The 16,512-nt window shown below is 56.1% G+C and carries 14 protein-coding genes and 1 tRNA gene; 6 read left to right on the plus strand and 9 right to left on the minus strand.

Going from position 1 to position 16,512, the window contains the following annotated elements:
* Positions 1 to 12: 12 nt before the first annotated feature.
* Genes CPJ18_RS19535 through CPJ18_RS19550 form a run of 4 tightly spaced genes read right to left on the minus strand, consistent with a single transcriptional unit; the run spans position 13 to position 3,891 of the window.
* On the minus strand, positions 13 to 810 hold the full coding sequence (locus CPJ18_RS19535) for an ABC transporter ATP-binding protein (RefSeq protein WP_077118544.1): 798 nt from the start codon (positions 808 to 810) through the stop codon (positions 13 to 15).
* The gene (locus CPJ18_RS19540) at positions 807 to 1,847 is read right to left on the minus strand and encodes a FecCD family ABC transporter permease (RefSeq protein ID WP_077118546.1); all 1,041 of its coding nucleotides are present in this window, start codon (positions 1,845 to 1,847) and stop codon (positions 807 to 809) included. The genes CPJ18_RS19535 and CPJ18_RS19540 overlap by 4 nt, the downstream gene beginning before the upstream one ends.
* Positions 1,844 to 2,887 carry a FecCD family ABC transporter permease gene (locus CPJ18_RS19545; protein WP_103659657.1) on the minus strand — a complete coding sequence of 348 codons (1,044 nt, stop codon included), beginning with the start codon at positions 2,885 to 2,887 and terminating at the stop codon, positions 1,844 to 1,846. Before CPJ18_RS19545 ends, CPJ18_RS19540 begins: the two co-directional genes overlap by 4 nt.
* Complete coding sequence (locus CPJ18_RS19550) at positions 2,887 to 3,891, minus strand: iron-siderophore ABC transporter substrate-binding protein (RefSeq protein WP_103659658.1); 1,005 nt, start codon at positions 3,889 to 3,891, stop codon at positions 2,887 to 2,889. Before CPJ18_RS19550 ends, CPJ18_RS19545 begins: the two co-directional genes overlap by 1 nt.
* A 230-nt stretch (positions 3,892 to 4,121) precedes the next feature.
* On the opposite strand from CPJ18_RS19550, the gene CPJ18_RS19555 reads away from it, so the two are divergent.
* A complete protein-coding gene (locus tag CPJ18_RS19555) occupies positions 4,122 to 6,239 on the plus strand; it encodes a TonB-dependent siderophore receptor (protein WP_077118552.1) in 2,118 nt (705 codons plus the stop codon).
* A gap of 39 nt (positions 6,240 to 6,278) precedes the next feature.
* Here CPJ18_RS19555 and CPJ18_RS19560 read toward each other — a convergent pair whose 3' ends face one another.
* Together CPJ18_RS19560 and CPJ18_RS19565 are read right to left on the minus strand one after the other, a co-directional pair.
* Complete coding sequence (locus CPJ18_RS19560) at positions 6,279 to 7,172, minus strand: helix-turn-helix domain-containing protein (RefSeq protein ID WP_103659659.1); 894 nt, start codon at positions 7,170 to 7,172, stop codon at positions 6,279 to 6,281.
* A gap of 169 nt (positions 7,173 to 7,341) precedes the next feature.
* The gene (locus tag CPJ18_RS19565) at positions 7,342 to 8,022 is read right to left on the minus strand and encodes a GntR family transcriptional regulator (protein ID WP_244554384.1); all 681 of its coding nucleotides are present in this window, start codon (positions 8,020 to 8,022) and stop codon (positions 7,342 to 7,344) included.
* A 209-nt stretch (positions 8,023 to 8,231) separates the two neighbouring features.
* On the opposite strand from CPJ18_RS19565, the gene CPJ18_RS19570 reads away from it, so the two are divergent.
* From CPJ18_RS19570 to CPJ18_RS19580, 3 genes are all read left to right on the plus strand, one after another.
* A complete protein-coding gene (locus tag CPJ18_RS19570; protein ID WP_077118557.1) occupies positions 8,232 to 8,522 on the plus strand; it encodes a hypothetical protein in 291 nt (96 codons plus the stop codon).
* 46 nt (positions 8,523 to 8,568) lie between these two features.
* Complete coding sequence (locus tag CPJ18_RS19575; protein WP_103659660.1) at positions 8,569 to 9,777, plus strand: low temperature requirement protein A; 1,209 nt, start codon at positions 8,569 to 8,571, stop codon at positions 9,775 to 9,777.
* A 292-nt stretch (positions 9,778 to 10,069) separates the two neighbouring features.
* A complete protein-coding gene (locus CPJ18_RS19580) occupies positions 10,070 to 11,143 on the plus strand; it encodes an LLM class flavin-dependent oxidoreductase (RefSeq protein WP_077118652.1) in 1,074 nt (357 codons plus the stop codon).
* 187 nt (positions 11,144 to 11,330) lie between these two features.
* Here CPJ18_RS19580 and CPJ18_RS19585 read toward each other — a convergent pair.
* Together CPJ18_RS19585 and CPJ18_RS19590 are read right to left on the minus strand one after the other, a co-directional pair.
* Positions 11,331 to 11,406, minus strand: a tRNA-Ala gene (locus CPJ18_RS19585).
* Positions 11,407 to 11,558: 152 nt separating this feature from the next.
* The gene (locus CPJ18_RS19590; protein ID WP_077102720.1) at positions 11,559 to 11,948 is read right to left on the minus strand and encodes a TIGR02300 family protein; all 390 of its coding nucleotides are present in this window, start codon (positions 11,946 to 11,948) and stop codon (positions 11,559 to 11,561) included.
* Between the two features lie 231 nt (positions 11,949 to 12,179).
* On the opposite strand from CPJ18_RS19590, the gene cmk reads away from it, so the two are divergent.
* Positions 12,180 to 12,812 carry a (d)CMP kinase gene (gene cmk / locus CPJ18_RS19595; protein WP_077118561.1) on the plus strand — a complete coding sequence of 211 codons (633 nt, stop codon included), beginning with the start codon at positions 12,180 to 12,182 and terminating at the stop codon, positions 12,810 to 12,812.
* Positions 12,813 to 12,980: 168 nt separating this feature from the next.
* Positions 12,981 to 14,681, plus strand: a complete 1,701-nt coding sequence (gene rpsA / locus CPJ18_RS19600) for a 30S ribosomal protein S1 (protein ID WP_077102724.1) — start codon at positions 12,981 to 12,983, stop codon at positions 14,679 to 14,681.
* A gap of 77 nt (positions 14,682 to 14,758) precedes the next feature.
* Here the strand turns inward: rpsA and CPJ18_RS19605 are convergent, their stop codons facing one another.
* The gene (locus CPJ18_RS19605; RefSeq protein WP_077118563.1) at positions 14,759 to 16,327 is read right to left on the minus strand and encodes a hypothetical protein; all 1,569 of its coding nucleotides are present in this window, start codon (positions 16,325 to 16,327) and stop codon (positions 14,759 to 14,761) included.
* Positions 16,328 to 16,512 lie beyond the last annotated feature (185 nt).

Here is a 16,512-nt window from a genome sequence, read left to right on the forward strand (position 1 = left end):
TTCGCTCTTGAATCATGCCATGCGGTGGCGACCAATGGGAAGCATGATGGGCCTGCCCGATGTGGGGTCTTCTATAATGCGGCTTTCCAGGCCGAAGACTTCACGAACGTTTTGTTCTGTCAAAACCTGTTCAGGCGTACCGGTGACATGAAGACGTCCTGCCGCCATTGCAACGAGGTGGTCGGCATAGCGGGCAGCCAGGTTGAGGTCGTGCAGGACCATGACGATGGTTGTGCCCCTGATATGGTTCAGGTCGGTCAGAAGATCGAGAACCTCCACCTGATGGCTGATATCCAGAAAGGTCGTCGGTTCATCCAGCAGAAGGATTTCGGTTTGTTGGGCCAACGCCATGGCAATCCAGACACGCTGCCTTTGTCCGCCCGAGAGTTCATCGACAGGTCGCTCTGCAAGCTCGAAGGTCTTCGTCGCGTCAAGGGCTGTCGCAACGGCTTCGTCATCCGCACTGGTCCAGCGTGACAACAATCCCTGATGCGGGTGCCGTCCACGGCTGACGAGATCGGCAACGGTTATGCCTTCTGGTGCTATGGGAGATTGCGGAAGCAAGCCCAATGTCCGCGCCAGTTTTCTGGGCGGCGTGCTGTGAATGGACTTGCCGTCCAAAAACACATGTCCCCGGCGCGGAGAAATGAGCCGCGACATGGTGCGCAGAAGCGTTGACTTGCCGCAGGCATTGGCACCGACGATGACGGTGATCTTGCCCGGCGGAATGGTCAGATCGAGGCCCTCAAGTATGACGTTATCGCCGTAACCGGCGGAGAGCTGGCTGGCAGTCAGGGAATGAGCGGTCAAAGCGAGCCTCCGGTCCGGTTGACGCGTATGATCAGGAAAATCAGATAGGGTGCGCCCAGCGCACCTGTGACCACGCCGACCGGATAGCGGCTTGGTAGCAGAAATTGCCCGGCGTAATCTCCTGCCAGCACCAACAATGCGCCGATCAGCGCGGCGGGAATAAGCAGTGACCCGCTGTTGCCGACGATGCGGGCTGCTATCGGCCCTGCAAGAAATGCGACAAAGGCGATCGGCCCGGTGACCGCTGTCGCAAAGGCAATCATACCAACGGCTGCGACGATCACCACGATACGGGTAACGCCGACACGCACGCCAAGCGCCGCTGCCGTATCATCGCCCAACCGCAATGCCTCCAGATCCCGGCGACGGCTGAGCAGCAGGCCGCCGAAAACAAGCAATCCCAGCAGAAGCGGAAGGGCTTGAGACAACTGCGCGCCGTTGACGCTTCCCGTCAGCCACCGCATGGCCTCTTGCAGGTTCCACGCGGGTGCAGTGGAGAGGATGTAGGCGATGATGCTCTCCAGCATTGCGGAAACGCCGATCCCGACGAGAATGAGCCGCGTTCCCGCAACACCGTTTCGAGAAGAGAGTGCATAGACGGACAGCGCCACGCCCAACCCCGCGACCACCGCAAAGACCGAGACGATGGGGCCTTTCAGCGACAGAACCACGATGGCGAAGACGGCTGCGGCGCTGGCACCGGAACTGATGCCGATAATGTCGGGGCTGGCCAGCGGGTTGCGCAGCATGATCTGAAAGGCCACACCGCCAAGCCCGAAGCTCAGCCCTGCCAGAACCGAAAGAAGGGCGCGCGGCAAACGCAATTGGCCCACGGTGAAGCTTGCGCCGGCAACATCTTCGCCCAGCAGAACCCGCACCACATCTGCTGGCGGCGTGAAGGACTGGCCGAGAACGAGAGCCAGACAAAAGATCGCAATCAACAGGATCGTGAGGACCGAAATGACGGTTACGCGTCGCCGCGCATGTCTGCTGCGGTTTTCGACGAGTGCCGTGATGATCGGAGACAGCGTGGTCATAGCTCGCGCACCCTTTGGCGTCTGACGACCCAGATGAAAAACGGTGCGCCGATAAGAGCCGTCACGATGCCCACATCAAGCTCGGCAGGGCGGGAGACGATGCGCCCGACGATGTCGGCGGCAAGCAAAAGTCCAGCACCGCCCAGCGCTGAGAAAGGGAGCAGCCAGCGATGATCTACCCCGACCAGCAGGCGGCAGAGATGCGGCACGACCAGACCCAGAAAACCGATTGGCCCACAGACCGCCGTCGTCGCGCCGCATAGCAAAATGGCACCAAGAGCTGAAAATGCGCGGGCAATGGCCACACGTTCGCCGAGGCCTGCGGCCAGCTCGTCACCCAATGCCAGCGAGTTGAGCTTTCGAGCAGACAGCATGCTGATGAGAAAACCGATGGCGAGAAACGGCAATACATGGGAAATCCGGTCGAACGTAGCGCCACCAACGCCGCCGATCTGCCACGAGCGAATGCCCCCGGCGATATCGTTTCGGGGCAGCACGACCGCAATCACCAGTGAGGAGAAAGCGACGGATGTCGCCGCACCGGCAAGCGCAAGCTTGAGCGGTGTTGCACCACCTCGGCCGAGCGAGCCTATGGTATAAACGAAGACCGCCGAGCACCCCGCGCCAAGGATTGCAGTCCATATGAAGGCGTTGGCCGAGTCGATATTGAACCACGCAACTCCGATGACGACGGCAAGCGAAGCGCCCATATTGACGCCCAGAATTCCGGGATCCGCCAGTGGGTTGCGCGTCACACCCTGCATGATGGCACCGGAAAGACCGAGTGCTGCACCGGCAACCAAAGCAAGCACGGTGCGCGGAATACGCACAGCGACAGCCGCCTGACCGATATTGTCCGCCTGGCCACCCAGCGCCGCGACTATATCCCCCCAATCGACATCCCGCGTACCGATGGCGACGGAGAGCGTGCAAAGGAGACCAAGCGTGGCAAGCAGACACAGCAGCCAGAAGGATCTGGTCCCGTTGGACCGCTTCATCACCTCACTCGGCGACCGTTGCCTGACGTATCGAAACGTCATTAATGTTTTCCAGCCGACTTTTCTGCCGCATTGGCAAGCAGGGCGACGTAATCTTTCAAAATCCACGAGATCGAAAGCGGTGTCGGATTGGCGGCGGTGCCAAGTGGATTTCGGCCCAGCATGACGATGGATTTATGCTCGACTGCCGGCATGCGCGACAGTAGCGGATCGGCCTGCACGGCATCCAGCAGGGGCTGACCACCATAGGTGACGACAATATCGACATCGTCAAACGCATCCACGCGTTCCGCGCTCACGGCAGCTGCAAACTGGCCCGGCTTGGTTGCTTCCCTTACGCTTTTCGGCGACGCCAAACCCAGATCGGCGAAGAATTTTACGCGGGAGTCGTTGGCAGTGTAAAAGTTAACGGTGCTGAGATTGTTAGCGTCCAGATGCGTCACGAACATCGCTGACTTGCCTTTAAGCTGGGGGAAGCCAGCCACGACGTCGGTAATTTCCCCTTCGATGCGCGTGATCAAGGCTTCGCCCTCTTTGGCCATGCCGAGGCCTGCGCTGTTGAAGCGGATCATATCGCGCCAATCCGTTGCCCATGGCGATTGCGGATAGGCAACAACGGGCGCGATCTGGCTCAGCGTGTCGTAGTCGGCTTGGCTAAGCCCGGAATAGGCCGCCAGAATGACGTCCGGCTTGGTGGCAGCGACTGCTTCAAAATCGATGCCATCACCCTCATCGAAAAGAACGGGTGTTGCAGCACCGAGAGACTTCAGCTTTTCTGCCACCCAGGGAAGCACGCCATCGCCATCATCATCACCGAAATTGGCCGCCGCGAAACCGACCGGCACGATGCCAAGTGCCAGCGACACTTCATGGTTTGCCCAAGCAACGGTCGCGATCCGCTGTGGCTTTTTCTTGATCGTGGTCGTGCCCAAGGCGTGTTTTATAATGATCGGATACGACGTTTCGTCCTGTGCAGAGGCGCTGCTGAAGGCGATCAGGGATAGAAATGTGACAATTGGCGCAAAAGCGCGGACGAAGCGCAGCATCGGCGAAACCTCTGGACATTAAAAGTTGACTTCACGTCTCAGCTTCACCACTGAACGTCAAGACCGATGTGACAACCCGCTGCCAAGAGCAACGAAGTTTCCGTGGTTTTTTACAAATCCGTGGGATTTTACAATACCAGACCTTTGCTCTCAAGTTATCTGCGCAACAGGGGGCACCGGGTTTTCGCCGAGGTTGCCAGACACAGCAACACGATTTCTGGAATTTGATCATGAGCAATGGAACGACGAGCCTCCAGCAGGCAACCTCGCAACGCCGTTATCGCAGAGCCGCATTGCTCGGTTGCACGGCCCTTGTCGCTTTAGCGCCTGTAAGGCTGCTTGCTCAGGAGGCGACAAGCCAAGGCGGCAGTACGGTTCTTGAAACGATCGTTGTTCAGGGTGCGGGTAGCGATGACGATTCCAAGTCCATCGTGGCAAAGAAGACGACTGCCGCTGGGAAAATGCCGGCAGATATCCTAACTGCCCCAGCTTCAGTTTCTGTCATTACCTCCAAGGAAATCGAGGAGCGTGGTGCCAGCAGTGTCGAACAGGTCGTGCAATACACTGCCGGGGTCGTAACTGATTTTTATGGTTCGGATGATCGGTGGGATTTCTTCGATATCCGAGGCTTTACGCCTTATACGTATCGGGACGGACTTGCCATCGGCAGGACATTCGGTGGAGTTCGCGAAGAACCTTATGCATTTGAACGCATCGAAGTTCTAAAAGGGACGAGTTCTAGCAGTTTCGGATCAGCCGAACCCGGTGGCGCGGTGAATTATGTCACCAAATTACCGAAGAGTGAGCGTTTCGGAGAGGCTTACGTAACTGGTGGCTCGTTCAATCATAAAGAAGTTGGATTGGATTTTGGCGACAACATCACCGAAGACGATACACTTTCCTATCGCCTGACCGGGAAGCTCCAAAATGCAGACGCCGAGTATGACTACTCGAAGGATAACGAGAAGTTTTTCATGGGCGGCCTGACATGGCGTCCTACGGATGTCACGAGCCTTTCGTTTGTCTTCGATCATCTTAACAAGGATGGCGTGCCAGGTAGTGGCGGGCATCCTCTCGGTTCAGACTTCGACAGGAGCAAGTTCTTCGGCGAGCCGGATTATTACTTCAACAACACCAACCGCAACACCTATAGCTTGATGTTCGATCACGACTTTGGAGACGGACTTAGCTTCGGTTCTAAAGCGCGATATAGTGAAACGAATACGGGATTTGGGAGTGCCTATCTAGGTCTTGTGAATACGCCAGGAGTAACTCCTGTTAACCGCTATTTCTTTGGCAGCGATAAATCTTCCGAGCAATTTGTTATCGATGCAAACCTTAAATATGAGCGGGACTTCGACAGTTTCGAGACCCGCACACTGATCGGCGTAGAATACAACAACTTCAAATCGGAGGAGGCCAGCCTGTATGTTGCTGCGCCGACGATTGACCCCGCAAATCCAATTTATGCTGGTGGTCCCAGTGTTGGACTAACCCCCGGAAATGGGAACGATCAGACAACGAAGGCAATTTATCTTCAGCAAGACATCACTTACCAAGACAGGCTAACCGTGAGCGTTGGTTTGCGTAACGATTGGCTTGACCTTAGCCAAACACAATCGTCGTCTGGCGCCACGACGTCCGATGACCACAGTGAACTCAGCAAGAAGATTGGCCTGAGCTACAAAATTACCGAGGAATTCGCCGCCTTTGCAAGCTACGCTGAGTCAGCAGCGCCGCCCGGCGTTGGCACGGAGCCTACAACCGGCAAACAATACGAAGTGGGTGTAAAATATCAGCCGGATTCTTTCCCTGCGATGTTTACCGCGTCGCTTTATGACCTGACCAAGGAAAACTTCACTGTTTATGATAGTGTTAGCTATGTACCTGCAACGGTTGATAAAATCCGCCACCGCGGCCTGGAGCTTGAGGCCAAGGCGGAGTTAACGGACAATATTGACCTAGTCGCGGCCTATAGCTACATCGATTCCAAGATCGAAGAGCCCGGCGGTGCAAATGATGGACATCGCCTCATGCGCGTCCCCAAACATGTCGCTTCGATTTGGGCAACCTATACTCTGGAAGGTCAAGGTGTTCGTGGTGACATGACGTTTGGTCTCGGTGCGCGTTACACTGACAGTTACTTTACGAACATCGAGAATACGATCGCTTCAGAAAGTGCAGTGGTGTTCGACGCAGCGTTCACATACAAGATCAAGGAAAATACGACACTTCAGCTCAACGCGAGCAATCTGTTCGACGAAAAACATATCGCGAGCAAAGATTCTGGTGGGCAATATTACAACCCTGGTCGCGCAATTTACGCCACGCTGCGCCAGACGTGGTGATATAAATGTTCCATCCGCACGACTGCGGATGGACCCATTTCACCCAATCCGCCGCATACGACGCCATGCGGCGGGTGTTTCACCCGATACCTGTCTGAAAGTTTTCGTCAGATGTGCCTGATCTGAAAATCCGAGTTGCGCGGCAATCGCTGCGACGCTCAGATCGCTTTCGGCCAACATGTTCTGCGCAAGGCCGATGCGTTTGCCGAGTTGCCATTGCAACGGTGTCGTGCCTGTCGTTTGCTTAAAGACGTTGGCAAACCAGCTTTCCGAAAGACCGACGGTTTCGGCCATCTCGCCAACCGTCATGCGGTAATCGGCGCGCGCATTCACAACCGAGATCAGTTTGTTCATCTGGGCTTGGGTCAGCCGCGCATTCGTCTGGTCGTCGGCTTCGCCGGGGATGTCGAGCAAGCCTGCAACAATGCTGCCGACCAGGCTTTCCGCATAGACGGCGTGTCGCGAAGGGCTGGAGAGTTCGTCCACCAACAGACTTGCGAGGGTTTCAAGCGCCCGCGTGTCCTGAATTTCCACGGGTCTGCGAAGCGCGCACAACGCGATCGACGGTCCCACAGAAGGTGACAGATATTTCAGGAGCCTGTCTTTGTGGAGGTGGATGTCGAGGTGCGAAAAGCGGTGAAACGAGGTGAAACTCGTCCAAAGCGGTACGCCAGCCGGTACGTAAATGGCCCTTTTCATCGGTCGATAATGCGCCGCTACGCCGCTATCCCGGTTTGCCATGAGTATGTGTGGCGAAACATCGTTGAAGAATATGACAATACGTGGGTCGGGCGAAAGGTAATATCCTGTCGCTCCCGCATGCGCTTCGGCGTCCCAGAATACGCTCACCAGCCCGTCGAGGCCACGCCACTTTGCAGGCCCGATCGCGCGGATACCGTCCGTGAAGCTGGTCATCGAGTGGAGATACGTCACAATCCTGAACCCGTCTCGTTCGGTTTGAAGACTGGCAAATCAAACAATGCCACGAACTCGGACAATGCTTTAGAGCAGTCCCGCACTTAGGCTTTGGTAAAGATGGATGCCATATATGATAGCAACTATCATGTTTATGGAATATATCAAGTTTGGATGTGGCTGACGATCACTCCTGCACGTAGTCGGGAAACTTCTCTCTGATAAGATCGGTGATCGACAGCGTTCCGGACAGATGTTTCCTCAGCGCCTCTCTGGCCTTGCCGGGATTTTCAGAGCGAATGGCGTCAACGATTGCCTGATGATCGTTGAGAACGGTCTGCATTTTACCCGGCATCGGCAGATTGAGCCGGCGCAGACGGTCAAGGTGAACACTTTGCCTGCGTACATTGCTCCAGAGGTCGATGATACCGGCGCGCTCATAAAGCTTGTGATGGAATTCCCGGTCTGCCGCGTCGAAATTGTCATGGGTTTCGGGTGACGCGAAAGATCTCTGCTTTTCGAGAATGGCTGCGAGCTCGGCTGCCGTTTCTACAGGCGTTTCGTTCGTCAGTTTTTTGATTGCTTCCAATTCCAGCGAGAGACGCAGAAACTGTGCCTGCTGCGCATGCCGCAGGTCTATCTTGGCCACGACCGTCGCATATTGCGGATAAACGTCAACGATACCCTCTTCCTGCAAACGCATCACGGCATCCCGCACGGGCGTCTGACTAACGCCGAACTCGATTTGCAACGAGGCGCGCGACAGTACTGTCCCGGGAGCCAGCTCAACGTCAAGAATGCGTTTGTGCAGTATGTCATAGATCTGCAGCGCTACCTGCCGTGAACGGTCTAGAATTGTGCCCCTCATCATACGTCCTACGAATCTTCCATGCCGCTTCTGTTCAAGGAAAAGTTAAAACACACTTCCGTCGTTGATGCACTGCGAAGGGCGCCGTTGTTCGCGCCAGCGTCACGAGATATGTCCGCCTATGATGGACATGAACAAAACCATGGAACCAAACCATCGCCTGTTGTGTTGATGAGCCAGAAAAGCTCAATACATTCAGGAGATTGTTGATGAAGCGCGTTGCCGTATGCGCCGCTGTGGGTGCCGTTATGTGTTTCGGGACTGTTGCGATAGCTCAGGACATCGAAGTCAGCAGCCTCGATGTCAAACAGACACATGCCACTTTCGAAGCAAAGCGGTCCAACGCTGCAGATCATCACTATGTCGCCGATGTCAGCGGCAAGCAAGTCAGGCTCGTAGGCCCACGTTTTTTCCCTGATAATTCAAAGGAAGTCGCGCTTTTCGGTCGCGATCAGGCCTTGGCGCGTGAACAGGCGCGTTCCCAGATCGCGGCTAAGTAGCCGTTAGACGATCGGGATCATCTGTTGTGAAGGGGACAAGGCAAGCATGAGCAAATCGACAGAGACTTCGGGCGTCAAGACTGATCCGAAGCGGCATCTCATTCGGCAGAAAGATGCCGAGGCGGGTAAGCCGACTTTTCCCGAATTGTTCTTCGACCTTGTTTTCGTTTTCGCGCTCATTCAGCTTTCGCACACTTTGGCCAAGGACTTCGGCTCAACAGCGCTGTTGGAAGCGGCCATCATCATTCTGGCGCTCTGGTGGCTGTGGGTACAGATTACGTGGCTTACCAATCTACTCAACACCGAAGCGGGGTTGGTGCGACTTTTCCTTTTTACCATGATGTTCGCTGGCGTTCTGCTGGCAATTGCGTTGCCCAAAGCCTTTCATGACCAGAGCTTCACCTTCGCGCTAATTTACAGTGGCATGCAGTTGATGCGGTCGCTGTTTGCGCTTTATGTGTTCAAGGGTGTGGACCATGAAAACTCCCTGACATTTTCCCGCATGGCGCTCTGGCTTGCGGTATCGAGCGTATTTTGGATCATCGGCGGCTTGTCTGCGGGACTTGAGTGGCAGATCGGCTTCTGGGTCGTTGCCATCGGCATCGAATATCTCGGCCCTGCCATGAAATATTATTTTCCTGGCCTCGAAACCGGAAAGCAAGAAAAGCTGCATCTCTCGGGAGAACATCTGGCAGAGCGCTGCGCACTCTTCGTTATCATCTGCCTCGGAGAGACGGTTCTGACCACCGGTCGCACGGCAACGGACCACATGAATTCCAGCCTCAGCTTCGTTGTTTTTTGTTCCGCCTTCGCCAGCACGGTCCTGATGTGGTGGATCTATTTCCATCACGGTCAGGAAAAAGCCTCTGAAAAGGCGGAAGAAACCGCCGAGCCGGAAAAGATTGGCCAGGCCCTGTTCAACTACGGCCATTTGCCCATCGTTGCGGGTATTATATTGACGGCGGTCGGCGAGGATTTCAGCCTGTCTCACAGTCACGACCAGTCCACGCTTCGAGAGGCTCTTGCCATCGTGGGCGGCCCTATCCTGTTTCTTGCGGGAAACATCGGGGTCAAGATTGCTGCATCCTATATTCGGCCGATATCGCATTTCGCCGGCATCGGCATCCTTGTCGTCCTGCTGTTTCTACAGGGCATGCCGCTCTACGTGATGCAGATATCCGCCGTAAGCGTTCTTCTGCTGGTCGCGGTTTGGGAATACGTCGCGTTGGAAAAACATTCTCCAAGCGTGGCCTGAAGCCAGCCTCCATTTCCATCAGCAAAACCTTATCGACACGGCGCGAACGTCTTCGCGTCAGCCAACGGCATAGTTTTCGACATTTGATCGAACGTCAGCGATTCTGTTCTCGTTCTGCGTCCCATTAGAGAACGCGGCGATGTTGATGAAACGGGCTGGGGAACCTAGCCTTGTCCAAAGGCCATCCACTGGCCACATGATCGGCTCTCCGATTTTGCGGCACAAGTGCTTGGCGGCGATACCGAAATCGATTTTTTTGCTATCGACTTCGCAATCAGATGACGGACAGGTCGTGAGCAACCATTCAGAATTTCTCTGGTACATCCCCAATGATATCAAAGCTGGCCACCGTGGTGATGCTAGCAGTCCTGACCACAACGGTCTGGATACGCTGACGTCTCAGGCAAAAGCCTTGGAAGAGTACGGCTGGACAGGTGCACTGATCGGCACCGGTTGGGGCAGGCCCGATACATTCACCCTGGCAACGGCGCTCGTTGCGCGCACGACGAGCTTCGAGCCATTGATCGCCGTGCGCCCCGGCTATTGGAAACCGGCAAACTTCGCATCGTCAGTAGCCACGCTCGATCACCTCAGCGGCGGCCGTGTGCGTGTCAATGTTGTCTCCGGACCGGATGAGCTGGCAGCCTATGGCGATGAGGAGGGTGACCAGGCGCAACGTTATGCCCGCACAAAGGAATTCATGCGGCTTGTCCGCAGGCTGTGGACGGAAGAAAACGTCACGTTCAGCGGCGAACATTTCCACGTCACAGGCTCTACGGTCGCCCCAAGACTCATACCGGTTGGTGAGCGCCGCCATCCGAAGCTTTATTTCGGCGGTGCTTCGGAAGCGGCCGAGCGCGTGGCTGCCACGGAAGCTGACGTGCAGCTTTTCTGGGGCGAACCGCTGGATGGTGTGCGCGAACGAATCGATCGTCTCAAGGCGCATGGCAAGACACTCGACCGCGACCTGCCGCCACTGGAGTTTGGCCTCAGAATCACGACCTTCGTGCGCGACACGACGGAGCAGGCCTGGGCGGAAGCGGAAGCAAAGGTCGCCAAGATGGCGGATGGAGCCGCTGGCAACTGGCAGGACCATCGTCACGGTATCGCGGTTGGTCAGCAACGATTGTTGAACCTTTCACAGCAGGGGGACGTTCTGGATGACAACCTCTACACGGCACCGGGCAAGTTTGGCGGTGGCGGTGCAGGCACCACCTGGCTCGTCGGCTCAGGCGAGGATGTCGCGCGCTCGCTCCGCAAATATGAAGCTCTTGGCGTCAGCCATTTCGTGCTGTCCGACACGCCCTATCTCTCTGAAATCAAGCGCCAAGGCAGCCAGTTGCTTCCGCTACTCACTGGACCGTAATTGCAGCGTTATAGAACAGATACATCGAGGGGATATTTCGGAGATTGACCCGGCATCTGTTGCCTGGTCGCTCACGAATCTTGAGTGCCGCAAACCTGCGTCGAAGTCTGGGAAACGTGTTGCGAGCGCGACGTCAATATCACTGAAGATACTGGTAAATCTATCAAATATAGAAATCTAGGAAATTTGGTGGAGCTAAGCGGGATCGAACCGCTGACCTCTTGCATGCCATGCAAGCGCTCTCCCAGCTGAGCTATAGCCCCATAAGGGTTCCGGTGTTTATAATCCGGTTCCGGGAACCGAAGCGTTTGATTGCGTTCGGTGGCGGCTTGATACTTCTGCTTCTGGAAGATGGCAAGCCGAAAAGTTCGCCCGACGACATTTTTTTGACGCCGGGCGATAAATCCTGTGGAAATCAGGTTTCGTCGTCGTCGCCGTTTACGCCGATGATGCCGGAAACGTCATCGTCATCTTCGTCTTCGTCGGCTTCAAGGAACGTGTCGTCGTCATCATCGAGTTCAACGTCGTCATCGCCTTCGATATCAGGGATATCGTCAGCGCTGGCGTCGCCATCTGCGTCTTCCAGAGGCACGAGTTCGACTTCCGTATTTTCGGTATCGACTTCGGCCACTTCTTCCTCTTCAGCCTGCTGTTCCATCTTCTTGGCTGCAGTCGTTTCCTCGAAGAAGGAAAGCGGCCAGGACTTGCCCGAATAAGGGGAAACGATTGGGTCGCGGTTCAGGTCGTAAAATTTCTTGCCGGTATCGGGATCTGTACGCTTGGTTCCAAGGTCCGCTTTTGCCACTGTCTAAGCCTCGAATTGTGAGATGGGTTCGGTGTTTACGCCGTATTTCCGGCAGTAGACGATAAAATTCTAGCCGGTCCCATTAATCGCTGATGCCTTTCGTGTCAAAGATAAACTTTATAAGCCGCATCTGAAGAGCATCGACCGTGGGTCTCTTGATGATCCGTCTTCCGACTTATAATAACCGTCTGCCAAACAATCTGCCCATCCAAAGCGGGATATATAGCTATAATGACATTCACGATCGCGATCGACGGGCCAGCCGCTGCCGGTAAGGGAACGCTTTCGCGCAGGGTTGCGCAGGTCTATGGTTTTCACCATCTCGATACCGGGCTGACCTACCGCGCCACAGCAAAAGCTTTGCTGGATGTCGGCTTACCGCTGGATGACGAGGCGATAGCTGCAGAGATAGCGCTTGGGCTCGATCTGTCCGCGTTGGACCGTGAGGTGCTGGCGAAGCACGAGGTCGGCGAGGCCGCATCCAAGGTTGCCGTCATGCCCGCTGTTCGCCGTGCGCTGGTGGAAGCGCAACGGGCGTTTGCGGCAAGGGAGCCGGGAACGGTGCTGGATGGGCGTGATATCGGCACTGTGGTGTGCCCACAAGCGCCCGTGAAGCTCTATGTCACGGCTTCGGCGCAGGTTCGTGCGCGACGTCGGTATGACGAGATTATCGCGACGGGTGGCGCTGCGGATTACGACGCGGTTTTTGCGGATGTGAAAAAGCGTGACGAGCGCGATATGGGCCGCAGTGATAGCCCTTTGAAACCAGCTGAAGACGCGCACTTGCTAGATACGTCGGAAATGGGTATAGAGGCGGCGTTTCAAGCAGCGAAGTCGATTATCGATGCCGCCTTGAATAAATGACATTTGCGGGGAACCGGCACGTCCGGCCCCTGTTTATACTGGAATATCCCGAAAGCATGTCCTGCGCCGGAAAGCCTCAAAATGTAAGAGGCGGGCATGGATTTTGGGAATGATCAACGCGAACCCCCGGCGCTTTGTGTTCACTCGTGAACACTCTCAGGAGATTGAATGTCAGTAGCTACCCCCACGCGCGACGATTTCGCAGCCCTGCTGGAAGAGTCTTTTTCGTCCAACGACCTTGCTGAAGGCTATGTAGCCAAAGGTATCGTCACGGCGATTGAAAAGGACGTTGCGATCGTCGACGTCGGCCTCAAGGTTGAAGGCCGCATCGCGCTCAAGGAATTCGGTGCACGTTCTAAAGACGGCGGCCTGAAGGTCGGCGACGAAGTCGAAGTTTACGTTGAGCGTATTGAAAATGCTCTGGGCGAAGCCGTTCTGTCGCGCGAAAAGGCTCGCCGCGAAGAGAGCTGGGTCAAGCTCGAAGCAAAGTTCGAAGCTGGCGAACGCGTCGAAGGCGTTATCTTCAACCAGGTCAAGGGTGGCTTCACCGTCGATCTGGATGGCGCTGTTGCGTTCCTTCCACGTTCGCAGGTCGACATTCGTCCGATCCGCGACGTTACACCGCTGATGCACAACCCACAGCCGTTTGAAATCCTCAAGATGGACAAGCGTCGCGGCAACATCGTTGTATCGCGTCGTACGGTTCTCGAAGAGTCCCGCGCCGAGCAGCGTTCTGAAATCGTTCAGAACCTCGAAGAAGGCCAGGTTGTTGACGGCGTCGTCAAGAACATCACCGATTACGGTGCGTTCGTTGACCTCGGCGGCATCGATGGCCTGCTGCACGTCACGGATATGGCTTGGCGCCGCGTCAACCACCCTTCGGAAATCCTCAACATTGGCCAGTCGGTCAAGGTTCAGATCATCCGTATCAACCAGGAAACCCACCGTATCTCGCTCGGCATGAAGCAGCTTGAGTCTGATCCTTGGGATGGCATCTCCGCCAAGTATCCAGTTGGCAAGAAGATCTCCGGTACGGTCACGAACATCACTGACTACGGTGCATTCGTTGAGCTGGAGCCAGGCATCGAAGGCCTGATCCACATCTCCGAAATGTCCTGGACCAAGAAGAACGTACACCCCGGCAAGATCCTGTCCACAACACAGGACGTCGACGTTGTTGTTCTCGAAGTTGATCCCTCCAAGCGTCGTATTTCGCTGGGCCTCAAGCAGACGCTTGAAAACCCATGGCAGGCATTTGCGTTCAGCCATCCGGCCGGCACTGAAGTCGAAGGCGAAGTCAAGAACAAGACCGAATTCGGCCTGTTCATTGGTCTCGAAGGCGACGTTGACGGCATGGTCCACCTGTCCGATCTCGATTGGAACCGTCCAGGCGAACAGGTCATTGAAGAATACAACAAGGGCGATACCGTAAAGGCTGTTGTTCTTGACGTTGACGTCGAAAAGGAACGCATCTCGCTCGGCATCAAGCAGCTCGGCAAGGACGCTGTTGGCGACGCCGCAACGACTGGCGAACTGCGCAAGAACGCTGTTGTTTCCGCTGAAGTTATCGGCGTGAACGAAGGCGGCATCGAAGTGAAGCTCGTAGCCCACGAGGACCTCACATCCTTCATCCGCCGCAACGACCTGGCCCGCGATCGTGACGATCAGCGCCCTGAGCGTTTCTCGGTTGGCCAGGTTCTCGACGCCCGCGTCGTCAACTTCTCCAAGAAGGATCGCAAGGTTATGCTTTCGATCAAGGCTCTGGAAATCGCAGAAGAGAAGGAAGCAGTTGCACAGTTCGGTTCGTCCGACTCTGGCGCTTCGCTCGGCGACATCCTTGGCGCGGCTCTAAAGAACCGCGGCGAGTAATCGTCCAGATCATCTGAAATAAGAAACCCGCCGGAGCGATCCGGCGGGTTTTTCTTTGAGTTCAAAAACTGAAAATATCAGGAAATACCGCTCATCCTGAGATAATAGGATTCCGCATTGCCAGCGGCACCATCATCATTGGCACCTTCCGATAGGGAGTGATCGATCACTTCATCATTGGCGGCGGTGCGTTCTTCCTGGGCGGCCCCATCGTCTGGCTGTTTGCCATCGTCACCCTCTTCAGCCTCACCCTCCGAGGAAGGCCAGCGTCCACGGTGAGGAGCGTCCGATTCGTCCTCGTCCTTGGCAAAGGGGTAGCTGACGAAAGGCAAACCTGTTCCTTCTTTGGAAATCATCGCCGCCACAGCGGCCTGCAAGGCTGGTTGATCCAGTATCGCGGCCTTTATGTCCTCGGCAACTGCCACTCGTTGCATGGCCGCAATGTCTGGACGCCCATTGGCAAGGGCGGTGTCATGCTCCCCTGCCTCAATGTTTGCTGGTGAAACAGGCGGATGCGCAATCTGCGATTTCACAGCATGTTCGCTTTTCACATGTGCGCCAGGTTGCGGCATGGCCTCCGGTATCGAAACCTCGCCACGGGACGGTAGCTTTGCGAGAACCACGGCAAGAAGAAGATTTTCCATCTCCTTGGGTGTTGCCCCTGCAAAATCAGTGGCGATGGCGGAAATGGGCGGGCGGTCGATTGGCTTCGCGGGCAAAGGTCCGATGGGTTGCTCCAACTCCGCCGACGGCGGCTTCACCGCGTTAGATGTGGTAAACGCCTCCATCAGCGCCGTCTTTATGATGTCGAGGGGCACTCTGCCAATGCTGGCCGCAGGGCTGGGGTTCGCTAACGGTGCGACGGCTGATGTGGCAGATTTTGCCTGCGCAACATTTCGATCAGTAGGCGATGACGCTGCTTTCGCGGTTATCGCAACATTATCAGATGCAATAGTGTTTTGCGCCGGTGGCAAGGAGGCGTTGCCCGCAGCCGTAGTTGCTGGTTGCCTGTCGACAGCTGGGCCCAACTTTAGCTGGGCTAACGGAGAAATTTCGGCTTCGATGGCCGGTAGCGTTTTGTTCGCAGTCGCACTGGCAGGGGACGCTGGATTGGCGGCCTTGATCTGGCTGATAACCGGGCTGTCCGGCAAGATATCCTGCAAATAAGGCGTGATCGACGGCTTCGGCGCGCGCGCAGACGCGCTAGAACGTGACAGTTCGAACATGATGGCGAGCCGTGCGGCTTCAGGCCCTGCCGAGCTTTTCAGGAGATTGGACAGTGCATCGAGACTGATGCCGCGCAAGATGCTGCCAAGCGCCTTTTCCAATGTCGCCTTCTGGTCTGCCGGCAGCGTTTGAATGTTTGCTACGAGACGGTTCACATAGGCGTCTGCTGCCTCCCCATCCATGCGGGCAATGTTCAAGAGCTTGCCCAGCGTCTCCGCAAGGACATTGACGTTATCGGACAGTTGAAGCTCGCCGGAAACAGCACGTATACCGGTGCCAGACGCCAGATTGACGACGTCGGCCGGTTCTGTCTGCGAAGCCGTTGTCGGCGCAACGGACGCGATGACCACATCCTGGCGTGGTGTAGACGTTGAAACGGACACATCGACCGCGGTGACGGCGCTGACAGGTGGCAGCATGGTGCGCTCCCTTCTTGGCGACAGGTGTCGGCGGTGGGTGCCAGCACAAATCGCCGTTGGATCGACCCGGATTTCGGCTGGGCGATGGTCACGACGCAGGTGTTATTCCCGACCGCTCATGCAGCACGGTACTCGGCTCTAACGCCAATGTGGTTGTCCAGTTGCATGAAAATGCACCGAATCAT

This window comes from Agrobacterium rosae (assembly GCF_002915175.1).
Taxonomy (GTDB): domain Bacteria; phylum Pseudomonadota; class Alphaproteobacteria; order Rhizobiales; family Rhizobiaceae; genus Agrobacterium; species Agrobacterium rosae.

What these genes read in the sequence shown, in the direction of transcription:
- cmk (WP_077118561.1), top strand. Translation starts at nt 12,180, where the DNA reads ATGACATTCACGATCGCGATCGACGGGCCAGCCGCTGCCGGTAAGGGA.
- CPJ18_RS19550 (WP_103659658.1), bottom strand. Translation starts at nt 3,891, where the DNA reads ATGCTGCGCTTCGTCCGCGCTTTTGCGCCAATTGTCACATTTCTATCC.
- rpsA (WP_077102724.1), top strand. Translation starts at nt 12,981, where the DNA reads ATGTCAGTAGCTACCCCCACGCGCGACGATTTCGCAGCCCTGCTGGAA.
- CPJ18_RS19555 (WP_077118552.1), top strand. Translation starts at nt 4,122, where the DNA reads ATGAGCAATGGAACGACGAGCCTCCAGCAGGCAACCTCGCAACGCCGT.
- CPJ18_RS19545 (WP_103659657.1), bottom strand. Translation starts at nt 2,887, where the DNA reads ATGACGTTTCGATACGTCAGGCAACGGTCGCCGAGTGAGGTGATGAAG.
- CPJ18_RS19540 (WP_077118546.1), bottom strand. Translation starts at nt 1,847, where the DNA reads ATGACCACGCTGTCTCCGATCATCACGGCACTCGTCGAAAACCGCAGC.
- CPJ18_RS19575 (WP_103659660.1), top strand. Translation starts at nt 8,569, where the DNA reads ATGAGCAAATCGACAGAGACTTCGGGCGTCAAGACTGATCCGAAGCGG.
- CPJ18_RS19565 (WP_244554384.1), bottom strand. Translation starts at nt 8,022, where the DNA reads ATGAGGGGCACAATTCTAGACCGTTCACGGCAGGTAGCGCTGCAGATC.
- CPJ18_RS19605 (WP_077118563.1), bottom strand. Translation starts at nt 16,327, where the DNA reads ATGCTGCCACCTGTCAGCGCCGTCACCGCGGTCGATGTGTCCGTTTCA.
- CPJ18_RS19570 (WP_077118557.1), top strand. Translation starts at nt 8,232, where the DNA reads ATGAAGCGCGTTGCCGTATGCGCCGCTGTGGGTGCCGTTATGTGTTTC.